The 16,919-nt window shown below is 66.2% G+C and carries 17 protein-coding genes and 12 tRNA genes; 22 read left to right on the top strand and 7 right to left on the bottom strand.

Going from position 1 to position 16,919, the window contains the following annotated elements:
- Positions 1-105 precede the first annotated feature (105 nt).
- Both K8640_RS43115 and K8640_RS15905 read left to right on the top strand, forming a co-directional pair.
- Positions 106-312, top strand: a complete 207-nt coding sequence (locus tag K8640_RS43115) for a LytTR family DNA-binding domain-containing protein (RefSeq protein ID WP_223748023.1) — start codon at positions 106-108, stop codon at positions 310-312.
- A gap of 98 nt (positions 313-410) precedes the next feature.
- Positions 411-668 carry a hypothetical protein gene (locus tag K8640_RS15905; RefSeq protein WP_223747783.1) on the top strand — a complete coding sequence of 86 codons (258 nt, stop codon included), beginning with the start codon at positions 411-413 and terminating at the stop codon, positions 666-668.
- A 358-nt stretch (positions 669-1,026) separates the two neighbouring features.
- Here the strand turns inward: K8640_RS15905 and K8640_RS15900 are convergent, their stop codons facing one another.
- Positions 1,027-1,680, bottom strand: coding sequence for a glutathione S-transferase family protein (locus tag K8640_RS15900; RefSeq protein WP_223747782.1), 654 nt, complete (start codon positions 1,678-1,680; stop codon positions 1,027-1,029).
- An 89-nt stretch (positions 1,681-1,769) separates the two neighbouring features.
- On the opposite strand from K8640_RS15900, the gene K8640_RS15895 reads away from it, so the two are divergent.
- The 6 genes from K8640_RS15895 to K8640_RS15870 all read left to right on the top strand — a co-directional run bounded on the left by K8640_RS15895 (position 1,770) and on the right by K8640_RS15870 (position 4,337).
- Positions 1,770-2,579, top strand: a complete 810-nt coding sequence (locus K8640_RS15895) for a helix-turn-helix transcriptional regulator (protein WP_223747781.1) — start codon at positions 1,770-1,772, stop codon at positions 2,577-2,579.
- Between the two features lie 103 nt (positions 2,580-2,682).
- Positions 2,683-2,841, top strand: coding sequence for a hypothetical protein (locus tag K8640_RS15890; protein ID WP_223747780.1), 159 nt, complete (start codon positions 2,683-2,685; stop codon positions 2,839-2,841).
- 98 nt (positions 2,842-2,939) lie between these two features.
- Positions 2,940-3,025 (top strand) — tRNA-Tyr (locus tag K8640_RS15885).
- Positions 3,026-3,069: 44 nt separating this feature from the next.
- Positions 3,070-3,140, top strand: a tRNA-Ile gene (locus K8640_RS15880).
- 7 nt (positions 3,141-3,147) lie between these two features.
- A tRNA-His gene (locus K8640_RS15875) sits at positions 3,148-3,218 on the top strand.
- Between the two features lie 60 nt (positions 3,219-3,278).
- Complete coding sequence (locus tag K8640_RS15870) at positions 3,279-4,337, top strand: amidohydrolase family protein (protein ID WP_223747779.1); 1,059 nt, start codon at positions 3,279-3,281, stop codon at positions 4,335-4,337.
- Positions 4,338-5,112: 775 nt separating this feature from the next.
- Here K8640_RS15870 and K8640_RS15860 read toward each other — a convergent pair.
- Positions 5,113-5,937, bottom strand: a complete 825-nt coding sequence (locus tag K8640_RS15860) for a hypothetical protein (protein ID WP_223747777.1) — start codon at positions 5,935-5,937, stop codon at positions 5,113-5,115.
- An 860-nt stretch (positions 5,938-6,797) separates the two neighbouring features.
- Between K8640_RS15860 and K8640_RS15855 the strand changes: the two genes are divergently transcribed.
- From K8640_RS15855 to K8640_RS15840, 4 genes are all read left to right on the top strand, one after another.
- Positions 6,798-8,204, top strand: coding sequence for a TrkH family potassium uptake protein (locus K8640_RS15855; RefSeq protein ID WP_223747776.1), 1,407 nt, complete (start codon positions 6,798-6,800; stop codon positions 8,202-8,204).
- 9 nt (positions 8,205-8,213) lie between these two features.
- Positions 8,214-8,870 (top strand): TrkA family potassium uptake protein, encoded by a 657-nt coding sequence (locus K8640_RS15850; protein ID WP_223747775.1) that lies wholly within the window; start codon positions 8,214-8,216, stop codon positions 8,868-8,870.
- Between the two features lie 58 nt (positions 8,871-8,928).
- Positions 8,929-9,942, top strand: a complete 1,014-nt coding sequence (locus K8640_RS15845) for a calcium/sodium antiporter (RefSeq protein ID WP_223747774.1) — start codon at positions 8,929-8,931, stop codon at positions 9,940-9,942.
- A 178-nt stretch (positions 9,943-10,120) separates the two neighbouring features.
- Complete coding sequence (locus tag K8640_RS15840) at positions 10,121-11,386, top strand: glycosyltransferase (RefSeq protein ID WP_223747773.1); 1,266 nt, start codon at positions 10,121-10,123, stop codon at positions 11,384-11,386.
- A gap of 101 nt (positions 11,387-11,487) precedes the next feature.
- Here K8640_RS15840 and K8640_RS15835 read toward each other — a convergent pair whose 3' ends face one another.
- From K8640_RS15835 to K8640_RS15815, 5 genes are all read right to left on the bottom strand, one after another.
- On the bottom strand, positions 11,488-11,673 hold the full coding sequence (locus K8640_RS15835; RefSeq protein WP_370640351.1) for an IS3 family transposase: 186 nt from the start codon (positions 11,671-11,673) through the stop codon (positions 11,488-11,490).
- Positions 11,674-11,700: 27 nt separating this feature from the next.
- Positions 11,701-12,324, bottom strand: coding sequence for a hypothetical protein (locus K8640_RS15830; RefSeq protein WP_223747772.1), 624 nt, complete (start codon positions 12,322-12,324; stop codon positions 11,701-11,703).
- 256 nt (positions 12,325-12,580) lie between these two features.
- Positions 12,581-13,747: a metallophosphoesterase gene (locus tag K8640_RS15825; protein ID WP_223747771.1), complete on the bottom strand. Its 1,167-nt coding sequence runs from the start codon at positions 13,745-13,747 to the stop codon at positions 12,581-12,583.
- Between the two features lie 92 nt (positions 13,748-13,839).
- Positions 13,840-14,397 carry an HAAS signaling domain-containing protein gene (locus K8640_RS15820; protein WP_223747770.1) on the bottom strand — a complete coding sequence of 186 codons (558 nt, stop codon included), beginning with the start codon at positions 14,395-14,397 and terminating at the stop codon, positions 13,840-13,842.
- Position 14,398: 1 nt separating this feature from the next.
- Positions 14,399-14,773: a PadR family transcriptional regulator gene (locus K8640_RS15815; protein WP_223747769.1), complete on the bottom strand. Its 375-nt coding sequence runs from the start codon at positions 14,771-14,773 to the stop codon at positions 14,399-14,401.
- A gap of 630 nt (positions 14,774-15,403) precedes the next feature.
- On the opposite strand from K8640_RS15815, the gene K8640_RS15810 reads away from it, so the two are divergent.
- The 10 genes from K8640_RS15810 to K8640_RS15765 all read left to right on the top strand — a co-directional run bounded on the left by K8640_RS15810 (position 15,404) and on the right by K8640_RS15765 (position 16,915).
- Positions 15,404-15,562 carry a hypothetical protein gene (locus K8640_RS15810; RefSeq protein ID WP_223747768.1) on the top strand — a complete coding sequence of 53 codons (159 nt, stop codon included), beginning with the start codon at positions 15,404-15,406 and terminating at the stop codon, positions 15,560-15,562.
- A gap of 278 nt (positions 15,563-15,840) precedes the next feature.
- Positions 15,841-15,911 (top strand) — tRNA-Lys (locus K8640_RS15805).
- A gap of 23 nt (positions 15,912-15,934) precedes the next feature.
- A tRNA-Asn gene (locus K8640_RS15800) sits at positions 15,935-16,006 on the top strand.
- Positions 16,007-16,016: 10 nt separating this feature from the next.
- A tRNA-Phe gene (locus K8640_RS15795) sits at positions 16,017-16,089 on the top strand.
- Positions 16,090-16,190: 101 nt separating this feature from the next.
- Positions 16,191-16,264, top strand: a tRNA-Thr gene (locus K8640_RS15790).
- A gap of 22 nt (positions 16,265-16,286) precedes the next feature.
- A tRNA-Ala gene (locus K8640_RS15785) sits at positions 16,287-16,357 on the top strand.
- Between the two features lie 6 nt (positions 16,358-16,363).
- Positions 16,364-16,437: transfer RNA gene (locus K8640_RS15780), tRNA-Arg, on the top strand.
- 14 nt (positions 16,438-16,451) lie between these two features.
- A tRNA-Arg gene (locus K8640_RS15775) sits at positions 16,452-16,526 on the top strand.
- Positions 16,527-16,717: 191 nt separating this feature from the next.
- A tRNA-Leu gene (locus K8640_RS15770) sits at positions 16,718-16,791 on the top strand.
- A 50-nt stretch (positions 16,792-16,841) separates the two neighbouring features.
- Positions 16,842-16,915: transfer RNA gene (locus K8640_RS15765), tRNA-Leu, on the top strand.
- The last annotated feature ends 4 nt before the right edge of the window (positions 16,916-16,919 follow it).

Here is a 16,919-nt window from a genome sequence, read left to right as displayed (position 1 = left end):
TCATCCGCTCGAGGATGCGCGGGTCCGACTGGAAGAGCCCATCCTGTCCCGCGCCCTCCAGCACCAGGTGCACGGCCTTGGAGCCTCCGCGACGGGGGCACCGAGCTGAGCGAGAAGGGCCTGGAGCGGCTCGAGCAACTGCTCCCCACCGACTTCGTCCGCATCCACCGCTCCTATCTCGTCCGAACGACGGACATCCGTGAGCTCGTCGCCTCGGAGGGCTCACGCACCGCGGTGGAGCTGCGAGACGGCACCCGCCTGCCCGTGGGTCGCAGCCGACTGCCCGTCCTGCGCAAGCGGCGGGAGGCGTAACCCCACCCGCGAACGGGGACACCCACTCCCTGCAACGACTTGCGTCAAACGCAGTCACGAACCGCACATGGTATGGTGTTCCCCTTCGAGGAGGACACATGCGGTCATTCATTCCTGGTGCGCTGCTGGCGACGTTGGTGGGCTGTGGCGGTCCCGTGACGCAGGAGGGCGAGCCGGACCTGGCCTCGCAGGAGGCACCGCTGCCGGACTGCTCCAACGAGCCGAACGCGAACCTCCACAGGTACTACAGCGACGCCACGTACACCGAGCTCATCGGTGAGTATGGTTGCTACTGCGGCGGGCTCTATGTCTGGGGTGGCCGGTCGAGCTATTCGGTGTACATCCAGGAGTGCTGAGCTGACGCATCCGGCGGCGACGGCATCCCCTCCAAAGACTGCCGTCCGCCTGACCGCTTGCACCGCGGCAGGGAAGCCCGAACCTCCTGTTCCAGGGGAGGATGACGCAGTTGGGACGGCTTCGCTTCACGCAGTCGTCCGACCTGCGCCCCTCGACCTGCCCGAGCGCGTCGGGCTCCTCGGCGACCGGGCCCGGAGCCAACACGGCCCATCGGCAGCACCGTCGCAATCACTGCTCCGATGATGCCTGCTCGCATCTGGCCCTCCTCATGTGCAGTGCTGCCTTGTACGACCTCTCCAGGGCAGTACGAGAGGCGCTGGGATTGCCGCCCGGGCCGGAAGCAGTGAAGCCCGAGGCCTATTCCGGGGAGGCTCCCAGCACCGGCGTCAAATCCGGGTCTGCCTTCTGCATTGCCCGGCGATACGCCGGCCGCGCGCCAATGCGCTGCAGGTACGCCAGGATGTCCGGCCAGGGCGAGAGGTCATACGGCTTGAACAGCCGCATCGTGGTCAACGAGAACACGGTCATGATGTCCGCGGCCGTCAATGCGTTGCCGGCCAGATAGGGAGCCTCGCCCAGCCGCTTCTCCAGGGTGGAGAGGACGAGCGTGAAGCGCTCCCTGGCCGCCTGCAGCAGCGCGGAGCTTCCTGAAGGGTCGACTCGCTCCAGGTATCTCACCTGCAGGACGACGGGTTGCAACGTCCCGTTGGCGAAGTGGAACCAGTAGAGGTAGTCGGCGAAGCCGGGCTCGCCGGGCCGCACCGCGAGGCGGCCGCCTCCATGGGTCTGGATGAGATAGTCACAGATGGCCCCGGACTCCCCGAGGACCAGGTCTCCATCGGTGAGGATGGGGGCCGTGCCCATCGGGTGGAGCGCCTTGTACTCCGGCGGCGCGAGCCGGTTGTCGGCCCGGCGCGCATGGCGCTTCAGAGCATAGTCCAGCCCGAGCTCCTCACAGAGCCAGACGATGCGCTCGGACTGTGAGCGGCCGAGGTGATGAAGCGTCAGCAAGGCAGCACTCCTGCCCGTGGCGTTGTGGTGGTCATGCGCGAACCGTAGGCTGCGCATGGCACGGCGAAAAGACGTGCCCGGATACCGGTATGGCGACTACCACCCTCCCTGAATTCCTCCGCGCCCGCCGAGAGCGGCTCCAGCCCGAAGTGACTGGGAGGCGGCGCACGCCAGGGCTGCGTCGCGAGGAGGTCGCGGCGCGCGCCGGCGTGAGCGTCACCTGGTACACGTGGCTCGAGCAGGGGCGAGGCGGAGTCCCCTCCGACGACGTGCTCGAACGCCTCGCTCGCGCGCTCGAGCTCGACGACACGAACCGCGAGATGTTGTTCCTGCTCGCGCATGAACGCCCACCTCCGCGCCGGCACACGCCGCCCGCCGACGTCACGCCCGCCCTTCAGCGCGTGCTGGACAACCTCCGCGTGCCCGCGCTCGTGAAGACGCCGACGTTCCAGATCGTCGCGTGGAATCGCGCCGCCGTCGTGCTTTTCGGCGACTACGCCGCCATGCCGGAGCACGAGCGCAACATGCTGCGCCGGGTCTTCCACCCCAAGGCCACCACGTTCCTGCCCCACGCCGAGGACATGCAGCGAACCTGCCTCGCCGCGTTTCGCGTCGCCATCGCGCGCGCGGGCGCCACGCCGGAGGCGGCTGCGCTCGTCGACGAGCTGATGGCGACGAGCGAGGACTTCCGCCGTCTCTGGGCCGAGAACGAGCTGCACACGCACGGCGTGAGGCCCAGGCGGCTCGTTCGCCCCGACGTGGGTGAGCTCCGGTTCGAGGCGTCCATGTTCACCGTCGATGACAGCGACGGCCTCAGCATGGTCGTCCTCTCGCCGGTGGATGACGCCTCCGCGCGCGCGGTCGAGCAGCTGCTCCAGGAGCGAGCGCCGCCGCCCTGAGCCCCACCGCGCGGGCCCGCCAGGTACGACCCGAGGATGTTCGGAGCCTTTGTCAGGGACGAAAATCATCCACCGTGGATTCTCCCTGAAAGGAGCGGTGACCATGACCCCGGTGATGAAGCGGACGAGCCCGACGAAGTTCAGCTATCGCCACATCCTCTGGACCCGGCTCGACGCCGCCTCCCGTTCGCACGTGGACGCCGCCTCGATTTCCATCGTGGGACTCGGCCACATCCATGGCCATCCGCCCGCCCCCTGTTGACGCTCGCGCTCCGTCTCCGAAGCGCCGCGCCACGCAGAGGCCGGGCTCCCATCCAAGGGACCCGGCCTCTCGGCTTCCAGGGTCCCACTGCTCCTCCTGGGGACGTAGAGCGTTAGGGAAGACGCGCGGGCCTGTAGAGCCCGAGCCCGACAGGGCCCGCTGGGTTCGACTCCCAGCGTCCCCATTGCGTGGCGCAGGCCACGCACCTCAATCACAGACCTTGCATCACGGGGTATGGCTCTAAGGCAGAGTGCTCGTCTGATAAGCGAGCGGTCCCGGTTCGATTCCGGGTACCCCGACATCATGTTGGCCGAAGGCGAATGGTGAGCCACCGGGATGTGACCCCGGCGAAGAGGGTTCGATTCCCTCCGGTCAACCTCAACATTTGAAGCGCGGGGCGCTCGTGAGATAGGCATCGGGATTGAGGAGGCATCCCGATGAACGTCCGCCTGCCGAAGGTTGCCCTGGAGGAGGCCTATCTCCACCCCGCCGATGTGGCCCGAGTGCTCGGCGACGAGGCCGCCCTCGCCCAGCTCTCCGATGGCGGTGGCGTCACGACCGACTATTACCGTCCGATCCTGCCCCTCCTCGGTGATTTCGATGAGGCCCGCCTGCGCAGCATGGACGAGGCGGGCATCGCTCACGCCATCCTGTCCCTGACCGCTCCAGGCATCCAGCGCATCGTCGACCCGCGAAAGGCCGCCGCGCAGGCCCGGCTCGAGAACGACTTCCTGGCCGAGCGCATCGCGGAGCACCCCGACCGCTACTCGGGCTTCGCCGCCGTCGCGCTTCAAGCCGGTGAAGAGGCCATCGCCGAAGCGCGCCGGGCCGTCACCGAGCTCGGATTCAAGGGCGTGCTCATCAACGGCTACACCAACACCGCGGACCCGAACGTCGGTCTCTACCTCGACGACCCTTCGCTCCACGGATTCTGGGAGGCCCTCTGTGGGCTCGACGTGCCGGTCTACCTGCACCCTCGCCCAGCGCTTCCAGGAGGGCTGCTGGCCTACGCCGGTCACCCCGAGATGAAGGGCGCCACCTGGGGCTTCGGCACGGAGACCGCTTCCCACGCCGTGCGGCTCCTCCTGGGCGGGCACTTCGACCGGTTCCCGAGCTGCAAGCTCATCCTCGGGCACATGGGCGAGGGCCTGCCCGCCTTGCTGTGGCGAACCCAGAACATGTTCGAGCTGAACCGCTTCGACAAGCGACTCAAGAAGACGCTGCCGGAGTACTTCGCCGACAACATCTGGCTCACCACGAGCGGCAGCTTCTCCGACAGCGCCCTCACGAACGCCATCCTCACCGTCGGAGCCGACCACATCATGTTCTCGGTCGACTACCCCTACTCCGAAGCCGCGCCCGCGGCGGCATGGATCGACCGCGCCCCCATCAGCGAGCTCGACCGACGGAAGATCACCCACGGCAATGCCAGGGACCTGTTCCAGCTCCGGCTGGCCCCAAGCCCTCATGGGGTCCTCGCCCAGGGACACCGGTAACCAACCCCGTCGGTCTCTGCCGACTCGCAGAATCCATCGCTGACAGGGCGCTCCTGCTCCGAGGTCCCCAGGACCTCGTCTCCGCGGTGCGCCGTGGGTCTCTCCGGCCGGCGTCGCCCGAGCCGGGTCCTCGTTTCCGTGGAGTTTTTTCGGCTCCCCGCACGCGACCTCCCGCCCGGCCTCTCGTTGCTCTCCGCAGGGGTGAAACGGTGTCTTCGGGCCCGTGAAACAGGATGATTCGTGAGCAAATCAGGGGGCCTGGGAGTTCTCCTCTCGCCGCAGAACCCCCTGCGTCCCGCGGGAGGCTCGGTGACCTTCAGCGTGCGGGCGTTCGACATGTACGGCAACGAGGCGCCCGCATTCCTGGCCATGTGGACGGTGGTGAATGGCGGAGGCACGGTCGATGCTTCGGACGTCTTCTGCGTGGCGTCTCCCGCTTCGGGGGGAACGAAGGCGGTGGCGGTTGCTGCAGCTCGTGGAGTGGGACGTCCGTGCTCGGGCTCCTCGTCCTGGTGACGCTGGCGCTCGACTCGCGGAAGCGGCACACCCCGTTCTCCAACGCGTCCTGGTTGAGTCCCAGGTCGCGCGCGAGACCGGCGATGCGCACTTCCCCCTGCTCTGACTGGACGAGCATCGCGGGTATGGATTTTCGTGGGTGGAGACAGTCACCGTGTGGCGACGGGGTGCGGCTTCGACGACGTGAGCACGGTGCGGGATGACTGGGAGAGGAGCCTGGGCCCGCTGCAGACGAGCCCAGGTCTTGGGGGGAGAGGGATTACTTGACGCACCCGGCCCGGCCCCGCTTGACGGGGGAGAGGTCCATCTCCCACGTGCGGGTGCCGGCGTTGTAGTTGACGCTCACGCCGTCGTAATAGCTGTCCTGGTTGAAGCGACCGCCGAGCTCGGAGAGGAAGCAGGCGACGCCACCGGAGTTGTAGGCGAGGTCGCGGTTGATGGGGTCAGCGCCGGAGACCCAAAGCCAATTGCCGTGGCCTTCAGGGAAGTCGACGCACAGGGCGCGGGCGCCGCCGTCATCGGCGAGGTCACCGCCGAGGTACCAGTTGATGTTGTCATTCCAGACGCGGACGTAGTCGGCGGTGGAGTCGAATGCGCCGGAGGCTTCAATCCGGGTGAGGAAGCAGCGACGGTTGGGCGTCACGGCGCCGAGGAGCTTGGCGGCCTCGCCCTTGGACCACAAGACCTCGGGGGTTCGGTTGGCGGCGGTGTTGACGCACTGGACGGTGGTGGAGAGGGCCGTGCTCACGTATTGGTTGATGGAGAGGATCCACTCACCCCCGTAGATGTGGGTGCCGGCGGAGGCCCAACTGATGTCGTCAGGGAAGGCGGGCTGGAGGCTTCCGCCGAGGCCGGTGAGGAAGCAGGTACGGTTGGTGGAGGTGCCGATGGAAGTGGAGATGGATTCGGCCCGGTTTGTTCGCCACGTATAGGGGCTGGAGAGGCTGACCTGTTGCTCGACCTGGTCGACGGCCTCATCGGCGACGACGGGCGAGGCCGCCTCGGGAGCGTCGGCAGCGAGGGGCTCACCGCCGCAAGCGGCAGTGAAGGTGGCGAGAGGGAGGGCGAAAAGGAGGTTGCGCACGGCGAGACCTGTTCCTTTCAATGACAGCCACGCGCGAGCGGAAGGCAGCGTACCGAGCGTGGCCGAGGAGGCTCCGGACCGGAATACCGCGTCATGCGGGTCCGAATCACGGAGTGAGCCCGGGTAGAGCAACCCGAGTGCCAGTGCATGCTCCGAGGAGGGGCGCGAGAGGACCGGTAAGGTTTGCCGCGAGAACGGGGGCAAACCTTGCCGGCCGCGGCAGTGATTGCGATGAGGGCCTCTGTGGTTCGAGGGAGGACCTCGATTGGATTTGCGTCGGGCTCGTTGAGTCCGTTCAACTGTGGGAGAAGGACCCAACGATGCCGAAACCGAAGCCTCCATACCCGCCGGAGTTCCGAGCGCGAATCGTCGAGTTGGCGAAGGAGGGACGGACGAGAAGCAGGAACTGGCCCTGTGCCTCCCCAGAACTCGGTCGCTGCGTCATGGGCGCGCCAAGGCCAGTCCAATAGCGCGTCAAGGCGAGTGAGCGCGGCGCCCGGGCGGGACGGCTCGGCCCTGGTAGCTCAACGTGTGGGCGAAGATGGGCCCCGTCTCCGTCGTGGGCCGTGATGCAGGGCGGCAGCGAGTCGGTGGGCGCGTGGCCGCCCACGACCCGTCAACGTCCCTGACACGAGGGGACCTGCAGCACCTGGCGCTGCTGCCAGCCCGGGCAGGGAGGCCCGCACAAATTCCGCATCGCGAGGCCTCGCTCCACGCATCATGGCCTCTGCCACCGGAGCCGGAGAGGTTCATGGCGCCGGCGAGGAGTGGGGCACGAGGCCCCCGCGTGCCGGGCGTCCAGATTCACACTCGAAAAACTGGTGGGCCGCCCTTGGGTGATGGATGGTTGCCCCCACTCAGTGACGCCCCTCCTTCGCTCGCCCATACAGTGGCTCTGGCTGCGCTGGTCCTCCATCTCTCCGGCCATGCTGCTGGCCCTCTCCTTCGGGGTCCTCATCGCATTCGGGACGCTCGGACTGCTCTGGCTGCCGGGTTTGTACACCGGGCCGCGACTGGGGCTCCTCGACGCGCTCTTCACGATGACCAGCGCGGTGTGCGTGACGGGACTCACCGTCGTGGACACCGCCACGACCTTTACCCGCTGGGGTCAACTGTGGCTCCTCGTCTTCATCCAGTTGGGTGGGCTGGGACTCATCACCCTGGCCACCCTTGTCATTGGCGCGCTCGGCCGGAAGCTGTCCCTTCGCAGCGAGGTCATTGTCGGCGCCCCCATCGACTACACGCACCGACAGAACGTCGTGTCGCTGACCCTGCGGGTCGCGCGCTTCACCCTCTGGGTGGAGGCATTGGGGGCGCTGCTCCTGTGGCTGCTATGGCTGCCACGGTTCGGATGGAAGGAGGCGGCGTGGCATGCCGTCTTCCACTCAGTGAGCGCATTCTGCAACGCGGGCTTTTCGACATTCAGTGACTCACTGGTGGGCTTCGCGAGCGCCCCACTCACACTCTTCATCGTCTCGAGCCTCATCATTCTCGGGGGATTGGGCTACCTTTCAGGAGAAGAGGCGCTGCGCTGGTGGCGCGGTCGGAACCAACGCTCGCGGCGCATGAGTGTCCATACCTTCGCGGCACTGCTCGTCACGAGTGTCCTCCTCGTTGGTGGCGCCGTGCTCTTCACGCTCTTCGAGTGGAACGGGGTGCTGCGGTCCATGGGCTACGTGGACCGGGTCGCCAACGCCTGGTTCATGTCCGCCACGGCGCGCACCGCGGGATTCAACAGCGTGAGCTACTCCGAGGTGAGCAACGCGAGTGGCTTCTTCACCATCCTGCTGATGGTGGTGGGGGGCAGTCCTGGCTCCACCGCTGGAGGCCTGAAGACGACGACGCTGGCGGTGCTCGCGGCGCTCGCCTTCACTCGAATCCGGGGCCGCCGGCATGCCGAGTTGCACGGTCGCGCCATTCCGGAGGGCACCATCGAGCGGACCGTATCGCTCGCCCTCATCGCTTTTGGGGTGATGACCGCCGCTGTCTTCGCGCTCAGCTTCACGGAGGGACACGGCGAGGAATCGGTGCAGGCTGCTCGCGCCAGCTTCCTGCCCCTCTTCTTCGAAGTCGTCAGCGCCTTCTGCACGGTGGGGCTGACAATGGACGTGTCCCCTTCCCTGAGTGTCGCGGGCAAGCTTCAAGTCATCGGGCTGATGTTCGTGGGAAGGCTGGGCCCCCTTGCCTTCTTCGCCGCCCTCAGCCTGCGTGCCCGGACACACCTGCGACATGTGCGCCCCGCGCAAGAGGACCTCATCGTTGGTTAAGGAGCAGGGATGAAGCGCATCATCGTGGTGGGCCTGGGCAACTTCGGCTCGGTCATCGCCGCGCGCCTGCACGAGCAGGGACATGACGTCATCGCCATCGACCCACGGCCAGCGGTCGTGGATGCCCTGGGCTCGCGCGTCTCCAAGGCCATGGTGGGAGACGCCACACAGCGCCAGGTGCTACAGGAGGTGGGCGCGCGCGGCGCGGACGCGGCCATCGTCTCCACGGGCGAGGACCTCTCGGCCAGCATCCTCGCGTTGCTCGCCCTGCGGGACACAGGCATCCAGGACATCTATGTGAAGGTCCGCTCGGACGACCATGCGCGCATCGTCAACGCGCTGGGGGCCTCGGAGAGCATCTTTCCCGAGCGGGAGAGCGCGCTCGGGCTCGCCAACCGCATCACCAGCGGCCGGCTCCTCCAGTACGTCCAGTTGGGGCAGGACTTCGGCTTGCAAGAGATGCCGGTGCCGGAGGCCTGGTATGGAAGAAGCCTGCGCGAGTTGGCGCTGCCACAGCGCTACCGCGTGCATGTGGTGGCCGTGCACGACGTGCTCCAGGACCGCATGCTGCCAGTACCGGACCCGGACCGGCCGCTCACTCCTTCCGACGCGCTGCTCGTCGCCGGAGAGCCCTCCGCGCTCGCGGCCGTGGCCGTGCTGAAGTGACGCCCACCTCCCTCGCCAAAGTCTCTGCCGTGCCCGCTCACCGGCCCCTGGGGAACCCATGTCCTCGGAACTGCTCACCTCATTGGGACTCTTTGTTGGAGGCGTCGTGCTGCTGTTGCTGGGTGGCGACCTGCTCGTCAAGGGCGCGGTCGCCCTGGCCGAGCGACATGGTGTCCCTGCCCTCACCATCGGCCTGACGCTCGTCGCCTTTGGAACCTCGGCCCCGGAGCTCGCGCTCAACGTCGCGGCCGCGCTCGGCGGCTCGACAGCCCTGACGTTCGGCAACATGACGGGCTCGTCGCTCACCAACATCGGCCTCGTGCTCGGCCTGGCAGCGGTGGTCCGCCCCGTGAAGGTCCAATCCTCGCTGCTCCGGCGGGAGCTGCCCGTGCTGCTGGGCACCGTGGTGCTCCTCCTGACGCTCTCCTGGCTTCCCAACCACCTCGATGCCAGGCGACAGCTCGGCCTGTCGCGGCTCGACGGGGTGCTCCTGGTGGGTTGCTTCCTCGGCTTCCTGGTGATGCTCCTCCGCGCGGCGAAGCAGCCCTCGAAGGTGGGCGCCGCTCTTGCGAGCGACGCCACCGAGGTCGTGCGACGCGAACCCCTGCTGTCCTGGCGGCTCGCAGTGGGCATGGTGCTTGGAGGGCTTGCGCTGCTCGGGCTCGGAGGGAAGCTCGGTGAGGTGGGCGCCACCGGGGCGGCGCAGGCACTGGGTTTGTCCGAGCAGCTCATCGGGCTCACCGTGGTCTCGATAGCCACCACCTTGCCGGAGCTCATCACCAGCCTGATGGCGGTGCGGAGGGGGCAGTCCGACATGGCCATGGGGAACGTGGTCGGCTCCAACATCTTCAACCTGCTCTTCATCCTGGGCACGACGTCCATCATTGCCACGGTCCCCTTGCCCGGGGGTGGCCCCCTCATCCTGATGGCCGTTCTCGGGTTTACCCTGGTGCTCTTCCCACTCTCCATCACCTTCGACTGGACCATCACGCGCCCAGAAGGACTGCTGCTCGTCGCGCTCTACCTGGCATTCATGGGCTGGCAGCTCTGGGTGGGGCTCACCAGCACGTAGGCAAGAGGCCTGGCAGGGCCACATGGTTTCCGTGGCTTGGAGCCCCCTGTTCTGAGACACTGGCCACACATCTCGAAGGGTGTGCGTCGCGCGCTCCTGGCACGCACAGGTTCCTCGGTGGTCGGGCCGCCACCCGCCCGCGGTTGTTGCCGCGGACAAGCTCCTGAATGGGGTTCTCATGCGCGTGCTCATCTCCACCTACGGAACCCGAGGTGATGTCCAACCCTTCGTCGCGCTCGCCAAGGCACTGAAGGCGCATGGACACGTCGTGGCACTCTGCACGCCCACCGGCTTCCGAGGCATGGCGGAGCGCCACGGCATTCCCTACGCGCACATGGACAATGCGGTGCTGGAGCTGACGGAGGCGGTTCTACGCGCCCCGACACGTGCCGAGCAGCGGCGGCTGTTCAAGGGGTTCGGCGCCATCATCCGGGCGGGCCTGGAGGACGAGTGGAAGGCGGCGCGGGAGCTGGAGCCGGACGTGCTCGTGTACCACTCCAAGGCGCTCGGCAGTCATCACATCGCGGAGAAGCTCGGGGCCGTCGAGTTGCTGGCGATGCCGCTGCCGCTGACTCCGACACGCGAGTTCCCGGTGCCGATAGTCCCGAGTTTCCGACTCGGCGGTTGGCTCAACGCGCTCAGCTATCGAGTCCTGACGCTGGCCAACGCGGTTTGGGCCGGAGCAACCAACGACTTCCGGGTGAAGACACTGGGCCTCCCGCCGCTCTCTCGCTTCGCGGACCCGATGAAGAAGGCCGATGGCTCCGCGGTGCCGGCGCTGTACGCATACAGCGAGCAGCTGCTACCACGTCCCTCCGACTGGCCTCCCCAGGCCCAGGTGACGGGCTGCTGGTTCCTCGACGAGGCTGACCAATGGACTCCGCCCGCCGAGTTGCACGCGTTCCTCGAGGAGGGGCCTCCGCCCGTCTACGTGGGCTTCGGCAGCATGGGCGCGGCGCATGCAGATTCTCGTGCCGCCACCGTCCTGAAGGCCATCGCGTTGACCGGCGAGCGCGCGGTGCTGGCCACAGGCTGGGGAGGCATGAAAGCGCGCGAGCTCCCGTCCAGTGTCTTCATGCTGGAGTCCGCGCCGCATGACTGGCTGTTTCCTCGAATGAGCGCGGTGGTCCATCACGGCGGGGCCGGCTCCACGATGGCGGGACTGCGCGCGGGCAAGCCCACTGTCATCTGCCCCTTTCTCGGCGACCAGCCCTTCTGGGGGCACGTGGTTCTCCGCGCGGGGGTCGGGCCACAGCCGGTACCGCAGAAGTCGCTCACAGCCGAACGGCTCGCGAATGCCATCCGCACAGCACTGTCTCCGACGGTACGGGCGCAGGCCGCAGCGGTGGGTGAACGCATCCGAGCAGAGGACGGGGCCGCGCGCGCCGTACGCCTCATCGAACAGGCACATTTGGAGGGGAGTTACCGGCGGGCATCAACCTAATGCATGCCCCTCGCCAATCGGCCGCTCAGCCCGCTTTGGATTTGCCTCTCAATTCGGCCGCGGCGTCATTGGGGCGTGGCCCGGCTCCGTAGACAGGTGGGTCAAGCTGCCAGCCTGCTCGTTGCGGACACCCGCTCGAACTCGACCGGGCTGATGTAGCCCAGGGATGAGTGGCGACGCCTCCGGTCGTAGAACACCTCCATGGACTCGAACAACGCTCGCTTCACTTCCTCACGCGTCTTGAAGCAGGTGGCGTAGACGAGCTCCAGCTTCAGCGTGGGTGGCACAGCTCGACGAACACATCTCCTCACGTATCATCCATCGATGAGCGATAATCCGGTCTCGGACCGATACCATGCTTGCATCACGCCCCTCGCGGCTTCCTCGGTGGCGAAATTCAGCTCCGATGGCGCTTGCAACAAGGCGCCGCAATCGAGCACCTCGACCGCGAGATCGACATCGTTGGGGGAGAGGCGAACGTCCTCCCTGTTTCCACATGTGTCGACGGCATCGACGGCCGACGTGGAGCGGAACTCCTCGACCCGTACGGAGCCTTTCCGGAGGCGCGTGAGTTGCTCGACCGCCTCGCGCCCTTCGATTGCTGCGAGGGCGAGTTCGCGGTCTGCCTCGAAATGGAATCGGGCCGGGTCCTCGACCGGCTGCATTTCGTGCCACTCGACGGAGCCGGAGAGCTCCGGCCGCTCCCCGTGGGCGTCGAGGACTATCTGCAGCGCGGCTTTGCCATGCGTTTCATACACCACTGGGTCGAGGCAGCACTCTTCGACAGTCCTGACTGGACGGCGTTCTCGAAGCACTATCTCTCGCAGGTCTTCGGTTCGGAGTAGGAGACCGGCTACTCGCGCTACACCGGAAATCGGGACCTGAAATCTCGTGAGATTTCCGTGTGCTGCTGCCGATGATTCGACGGGCTGTCCCATCGACACCAGCGCATCCTGCTGCTCCCTTTCGGACGTGGAAACGAACCGGGAGCAATCTGGTTTCTTACATGCTTTGCAGGCTTCCGAAGGGGCGTCGCGATGCGGGGGATATGGAGGCTTCGGTTGTTGAACGGACTCAACGAAACTGACGCAAACCCAGTGACGGCTGTATCGCAATGGCCCAGCGTCGCTGTGATTTCCTGCCCCTAGTGGCGGACATATGACATTTCCCGTGCCTGGGGCACATCGCGAGCCCCTACAGCTCCACACGGCTGCCGTCCTCCAACACACGCCACGCGGCGTCGCCCTCCAGCAGCAGGCCCTCCGAGTGTCTTGGTGGAAGGCTTTCGCGGTGGTCCAACGGGTGTTTGACGTCGATGGCGAACACCTTCTTGTCGAACAACGTCGTGACGCGCCAGTTCAGCGTGTGACCGACGACGACCGCCTTCGCATCGAACCGGGACAGGGTCTGCTCCACCTGCTCCTGCGTCAGGTCTTCCTTGAAGTAGCCGCGATACCATGACGGCCCTGTCTTGGTGTCTAGCAGCAGTTCCTCCTCGCCAGCTCCGCGACGAGGGTACCACCTCTGGCGATAGTGCTCGCGCACGATCCGGTTGAGGTCGTCGAGGGAATGGTCGCGCTCGGCGAGCGCTGGATGCAACCCGCCATGCACGAACAGGACGCCGTTGATCACCTCGATGGTGTTCTTGCTCATCAGCCAGCGCCCCAGGAAGGAATCGTCTCCGAAGAGCTCCGACTGCTGTCGACCGAGGATTGTGGCGACATTGAAGTACTTCTGATGCGACGAATGAAGGTCGCCTTGCAGGCTTTTGATTTCGTGATTGCCCAGGATGTAGTGCACGCGTCCGCCCGCTTGTCGGGCGCTGTGCTCCAGCTTGTAGATCAACCACAGCACCTGCGTGACCGAGGGGCCGCGGTCGACGAAGTCACCGAGCAGCACCAGATGTCCTTCCCCGAACGTCCAGTTGAGCTGGGCATCCATCACCCGCGCGTGGACCAGGAAGTCGCGCAGCGCCTTGTAGTTGCCCTCGATGTCGGAGAGGGCCAACACCGGTCCACTATCTTGATAGCGGGATGGCGGGGTGGCGAACTCCGGGGTGGCCTGGACGCTGAACCGGCTCCGGTCCAACGGGAAGGACACCTCGAGTTGGAACGTGTCCGTCAGCGCGTGGCGTTTCTCTTCGACCCAGAACCCCTCCTCACGGTTACCCCGCAGGGTCTGTGATACCCATTGGCCTCCCTGCTGGAACACATGCGGCCCTTCGTCGCCCGCCTTGAAGGCTTCCGTGGTTTCTCCATAGTAGATGTCGACCCCCTCGTGGAGTCCGATGCCGGCGGCGACCACCACCAGAATCGAGAGCACGGAGAGGAAATGCCAGACGAAGGTCCAGACGATTCTCACGGCAGATGCTCCTTCTCTTGAGACAAAAGAAGGCCCGCAGCCGCGCGGGCCGCAACACAATGTTTCCGATGGGGAGGGGGGCTCGGGGTTGCTCAGACCAGCCCACGTCGCAAGACGCGCAGCACCCGACGGGTCAGCTCCGCGCACCATGCCGAAGCCAGCAGGGCAAGGGGTATCAACCCCAACCCCAACAGCTCCGTGGCCTCCGGAGACGGCGAGCCCGACCAGCCCACCGTGACGGATTCGCCGCTCCGGGTCGACCACACGCCAACAGACGAAGGCTCGAATACCTTCGCCAGCGCCAGAAGCAGGAGCGCCGCGGCGACCGAGAACCCGAATGCGCCCATCGAGTAATACAAACCGTGCGTGACAGTCTGTCTGACCCGCTGGATGACGCGAAAGCCGGATGGAGGGGGCGCACCCGTCTGGATGTGCGCCACATACTGCTCGGCCAGCACATCCGGAGCGCCGAAGCCTTCCAGCAACGCGGCGACGTCAGGTGTTTCACCTCGGGATTCGGCTTGCTCCACCACCTCGTGGAGATGGCTTTCGATTTCGCGGATGACCTCTTCGGCCTCGGCCGGGTCCAACTTGCCAAGCCGCGAGCGGAGCGCGTGCATGTACGCATGGATGGGTTGACGCGAGTCCATGTCAGCTTCCTTTGTCGGAGAGTTCGGTGCTGGCCGATACGGTCAGCAGGGCGTCGATATCAGCGACGGACTGCCGCCATGCCTGCACGAGCGCGGTGAGCTTCTGCTCGCCCTTCACGGTGAGCTGGTAGTACTTGCGAGGCCGGCTATCGCCTTCCTGCAACCAATCGGCGCTCACCAGTTCCTCACGCTTGAGTCGATCCATCAGCGGATACAGCGTGCCTTCCGTGATGGCCGTCGTGGGAAAGCGCTGCAGATGGCGCAGCAACGCCAGGCCGTACACGGACCGCCCTCGTAACGCCGCCAGAATCACCAGTTCCAGCGCCCCCTTGCGCAGCTGTACCTGCCACTTCTCCTGCGGATCTTGGTCTGCCACTTCCGCACCTTGCCATGCCGCATACCTTGTTATGCAAGGCACATTGCTGGGCAGGGGGCCCCCTGTCAACCCCTCCGAGAAGAGCGCTCGTGGGCCAGCGGCGGCGACCTCGACACCTCGGATCCTCACCGCACGTGCGCAACGAAGGAGGGGCGCAGTCACATTGTTGCGTCAATGGGCGCGGACCGAGAATCGAGGAGGGGGCCACTGCCACGACCCTTTCGCTGCCTTCTTTCTTCACACAGGCTCGTGCGTTGCCGGACATCCCTGAAGCTGGTTAGCCGCCCCAACCTGCCTCACCGAAACCTGCGCGCCAGCCGACACTCTCTGGCGCGCAGGGCAGACCCATCCACATGGGACTCGGCCATCGCTGCTGCGGAACTGGGCTACCCCCACCCAGCGACATCCCTCCCTGCGTGGACGGCACCGACGATGCTCACAGTGCCCTGGCGGCATCCCTCCTCTGCGTCGAGTGCGACCCGACGACAACGCCCAATGCACCAACGCCACCAGGTTCGGGACTTGCCCCCGCCACTGGCACGTGAGCCACGGCCGTGAAGCTCGAATCATCGGGCCTTGTCAGGAACGAAAATCACTCGCCGTAGAGTCTCCCAGAAAGGAGCGGCGACCATGACGACGTTGACGATGCGGACGAACCCGATGAAGCGCAGCAATCTCGACAACCTCTGGTCCCAGTTCAACGCCGCCTCCAACTCCCTCGCGAGCTTCGGCTCGACCGCCAACGTGGGTTTCGGCCTTCTCCACGGCCAGCCGCCCGTCCCCTGCTGACGCTCGCGCTTCGTCATCGAAGCGCCAAGCCACGCAGAGGCCGGGCTCCCATCCAGGGGACCCGGCCTCTCGGCTTTCAGGGCTCCAGCGTCCCCATGCCGCCCCGCGTGGCCCGCCACGCACAGCAACACCGCATCGCGGGGCATCACCGAGGACCTGGCGCGCGTTCGTGCGCCAGAACTCCTGGCTCGTGTCCCCGGCAGCATCAAGGTCTCTGACAACTGAATCGTCGTGGTGAATGAATGCCGCCCGCGCGCATCCGGGGCGGCGAGCAATCTGCCTCCGTAGCTCATTGGAAGAGCATCCGCCTCTTAAGCGGACGGCGAGGGTTCGAATCCCTCCGGAGGTACTCGTAGAACAAACGCAGCACATTTCCCGGTAGCTCAATGGCGGAGCAGGCGGCTGTTAACCGCAAGGCTGAGGGTTCGAGTCCCTCCTGGGAAGCTTCACATCTGCCGACCTGGCGTAGGTGGTCCGCGCGCCCGTCTGAAGAGCGGGAGGACTCGGTTCGATTCCGAGGGTCGGCACTCGCAGCACTGCTTCACCTTCATAGGCCGCGCTCCGGGAGCAGCCTGGACTCCAAATCCGAGCGGGCGGGGTTCAACTCCTCGGCGGCCTGTTTCGTTTCGCCCCTGTAGCTCAACTGGTAGCAGCACCGGTTTCGTAAACCGGCGGTTGTCGGTTCGAACCCGACCGGGGGCACTGTTCTTCACGCAGTCATCATGGGTCCGTAGCTCAATGGGAGAGCACTCGGTTTGCACCCGAGCGGTCCGGGTTCGAGTCCCGGCGGTTCCACTTCTCGCCCCTGTAGCTCAGTGGATGAGAGCGCACGGTTCCGAACCGTGAGGCCGCAGGTTCAATCCCTGCCAGGGGCACTGTCTCTCCTCACGCTCCCGTAGCTCAGCGGAACCAGAGCACGCGCGTCCTAAGCGCAAGGTCGCAGGTTCGAATCCTGCCGGGGGCTTCACAAGCTTTCACCTCTTTCTGCGGTGTGGGGTCGGTGCCCCACTGGGCCTCATAAGCCCGGCCTCCAGGGTTCGACTCCCTGCTCCGCAACTCGTCTTTCGCACGCCGAGCCAGCTGGAGACGGCGACGGTCCCACACACCGTTCCCGCCGGGTTCGATTCCCGGGGCGTGCACTGTCCTCGAAGTCTTGCCGGTGTAGCCCAACAGGTAGAGGTGCCAGGTCGAGAACCTGGAGGTTGCGGGTTCGACTCCCGCCGCCGGCACTGTTCGTCGTCGTCGTGTCGTCGCAGGTCAGCAGGAGCTCCCGAAGTCCGTCCGCGTAGCCCAAACGGGAGAGGCCGCCGGCTCAAACCCGGCCCAGTGCGAGTTCGAGTCTCGCCGCGGATACAAA

Origin of the sequence: Myxococcus sp. XM-1-1-1 (assembly GCF_020037095.1) — a bacterium.
GTDB classification, from domain to species: domain Bacteria; phylum Myxococcota; class Myxococcia; order Myxococcales; family Myxococcaceae; genus Myxococcus; species Myxococcus fulvus.
The sequence above is the reverse complement of the archived record's forward strand: the minus strand, read 5'-3'. Positions and strand labels throughout refer to the sequence as shown.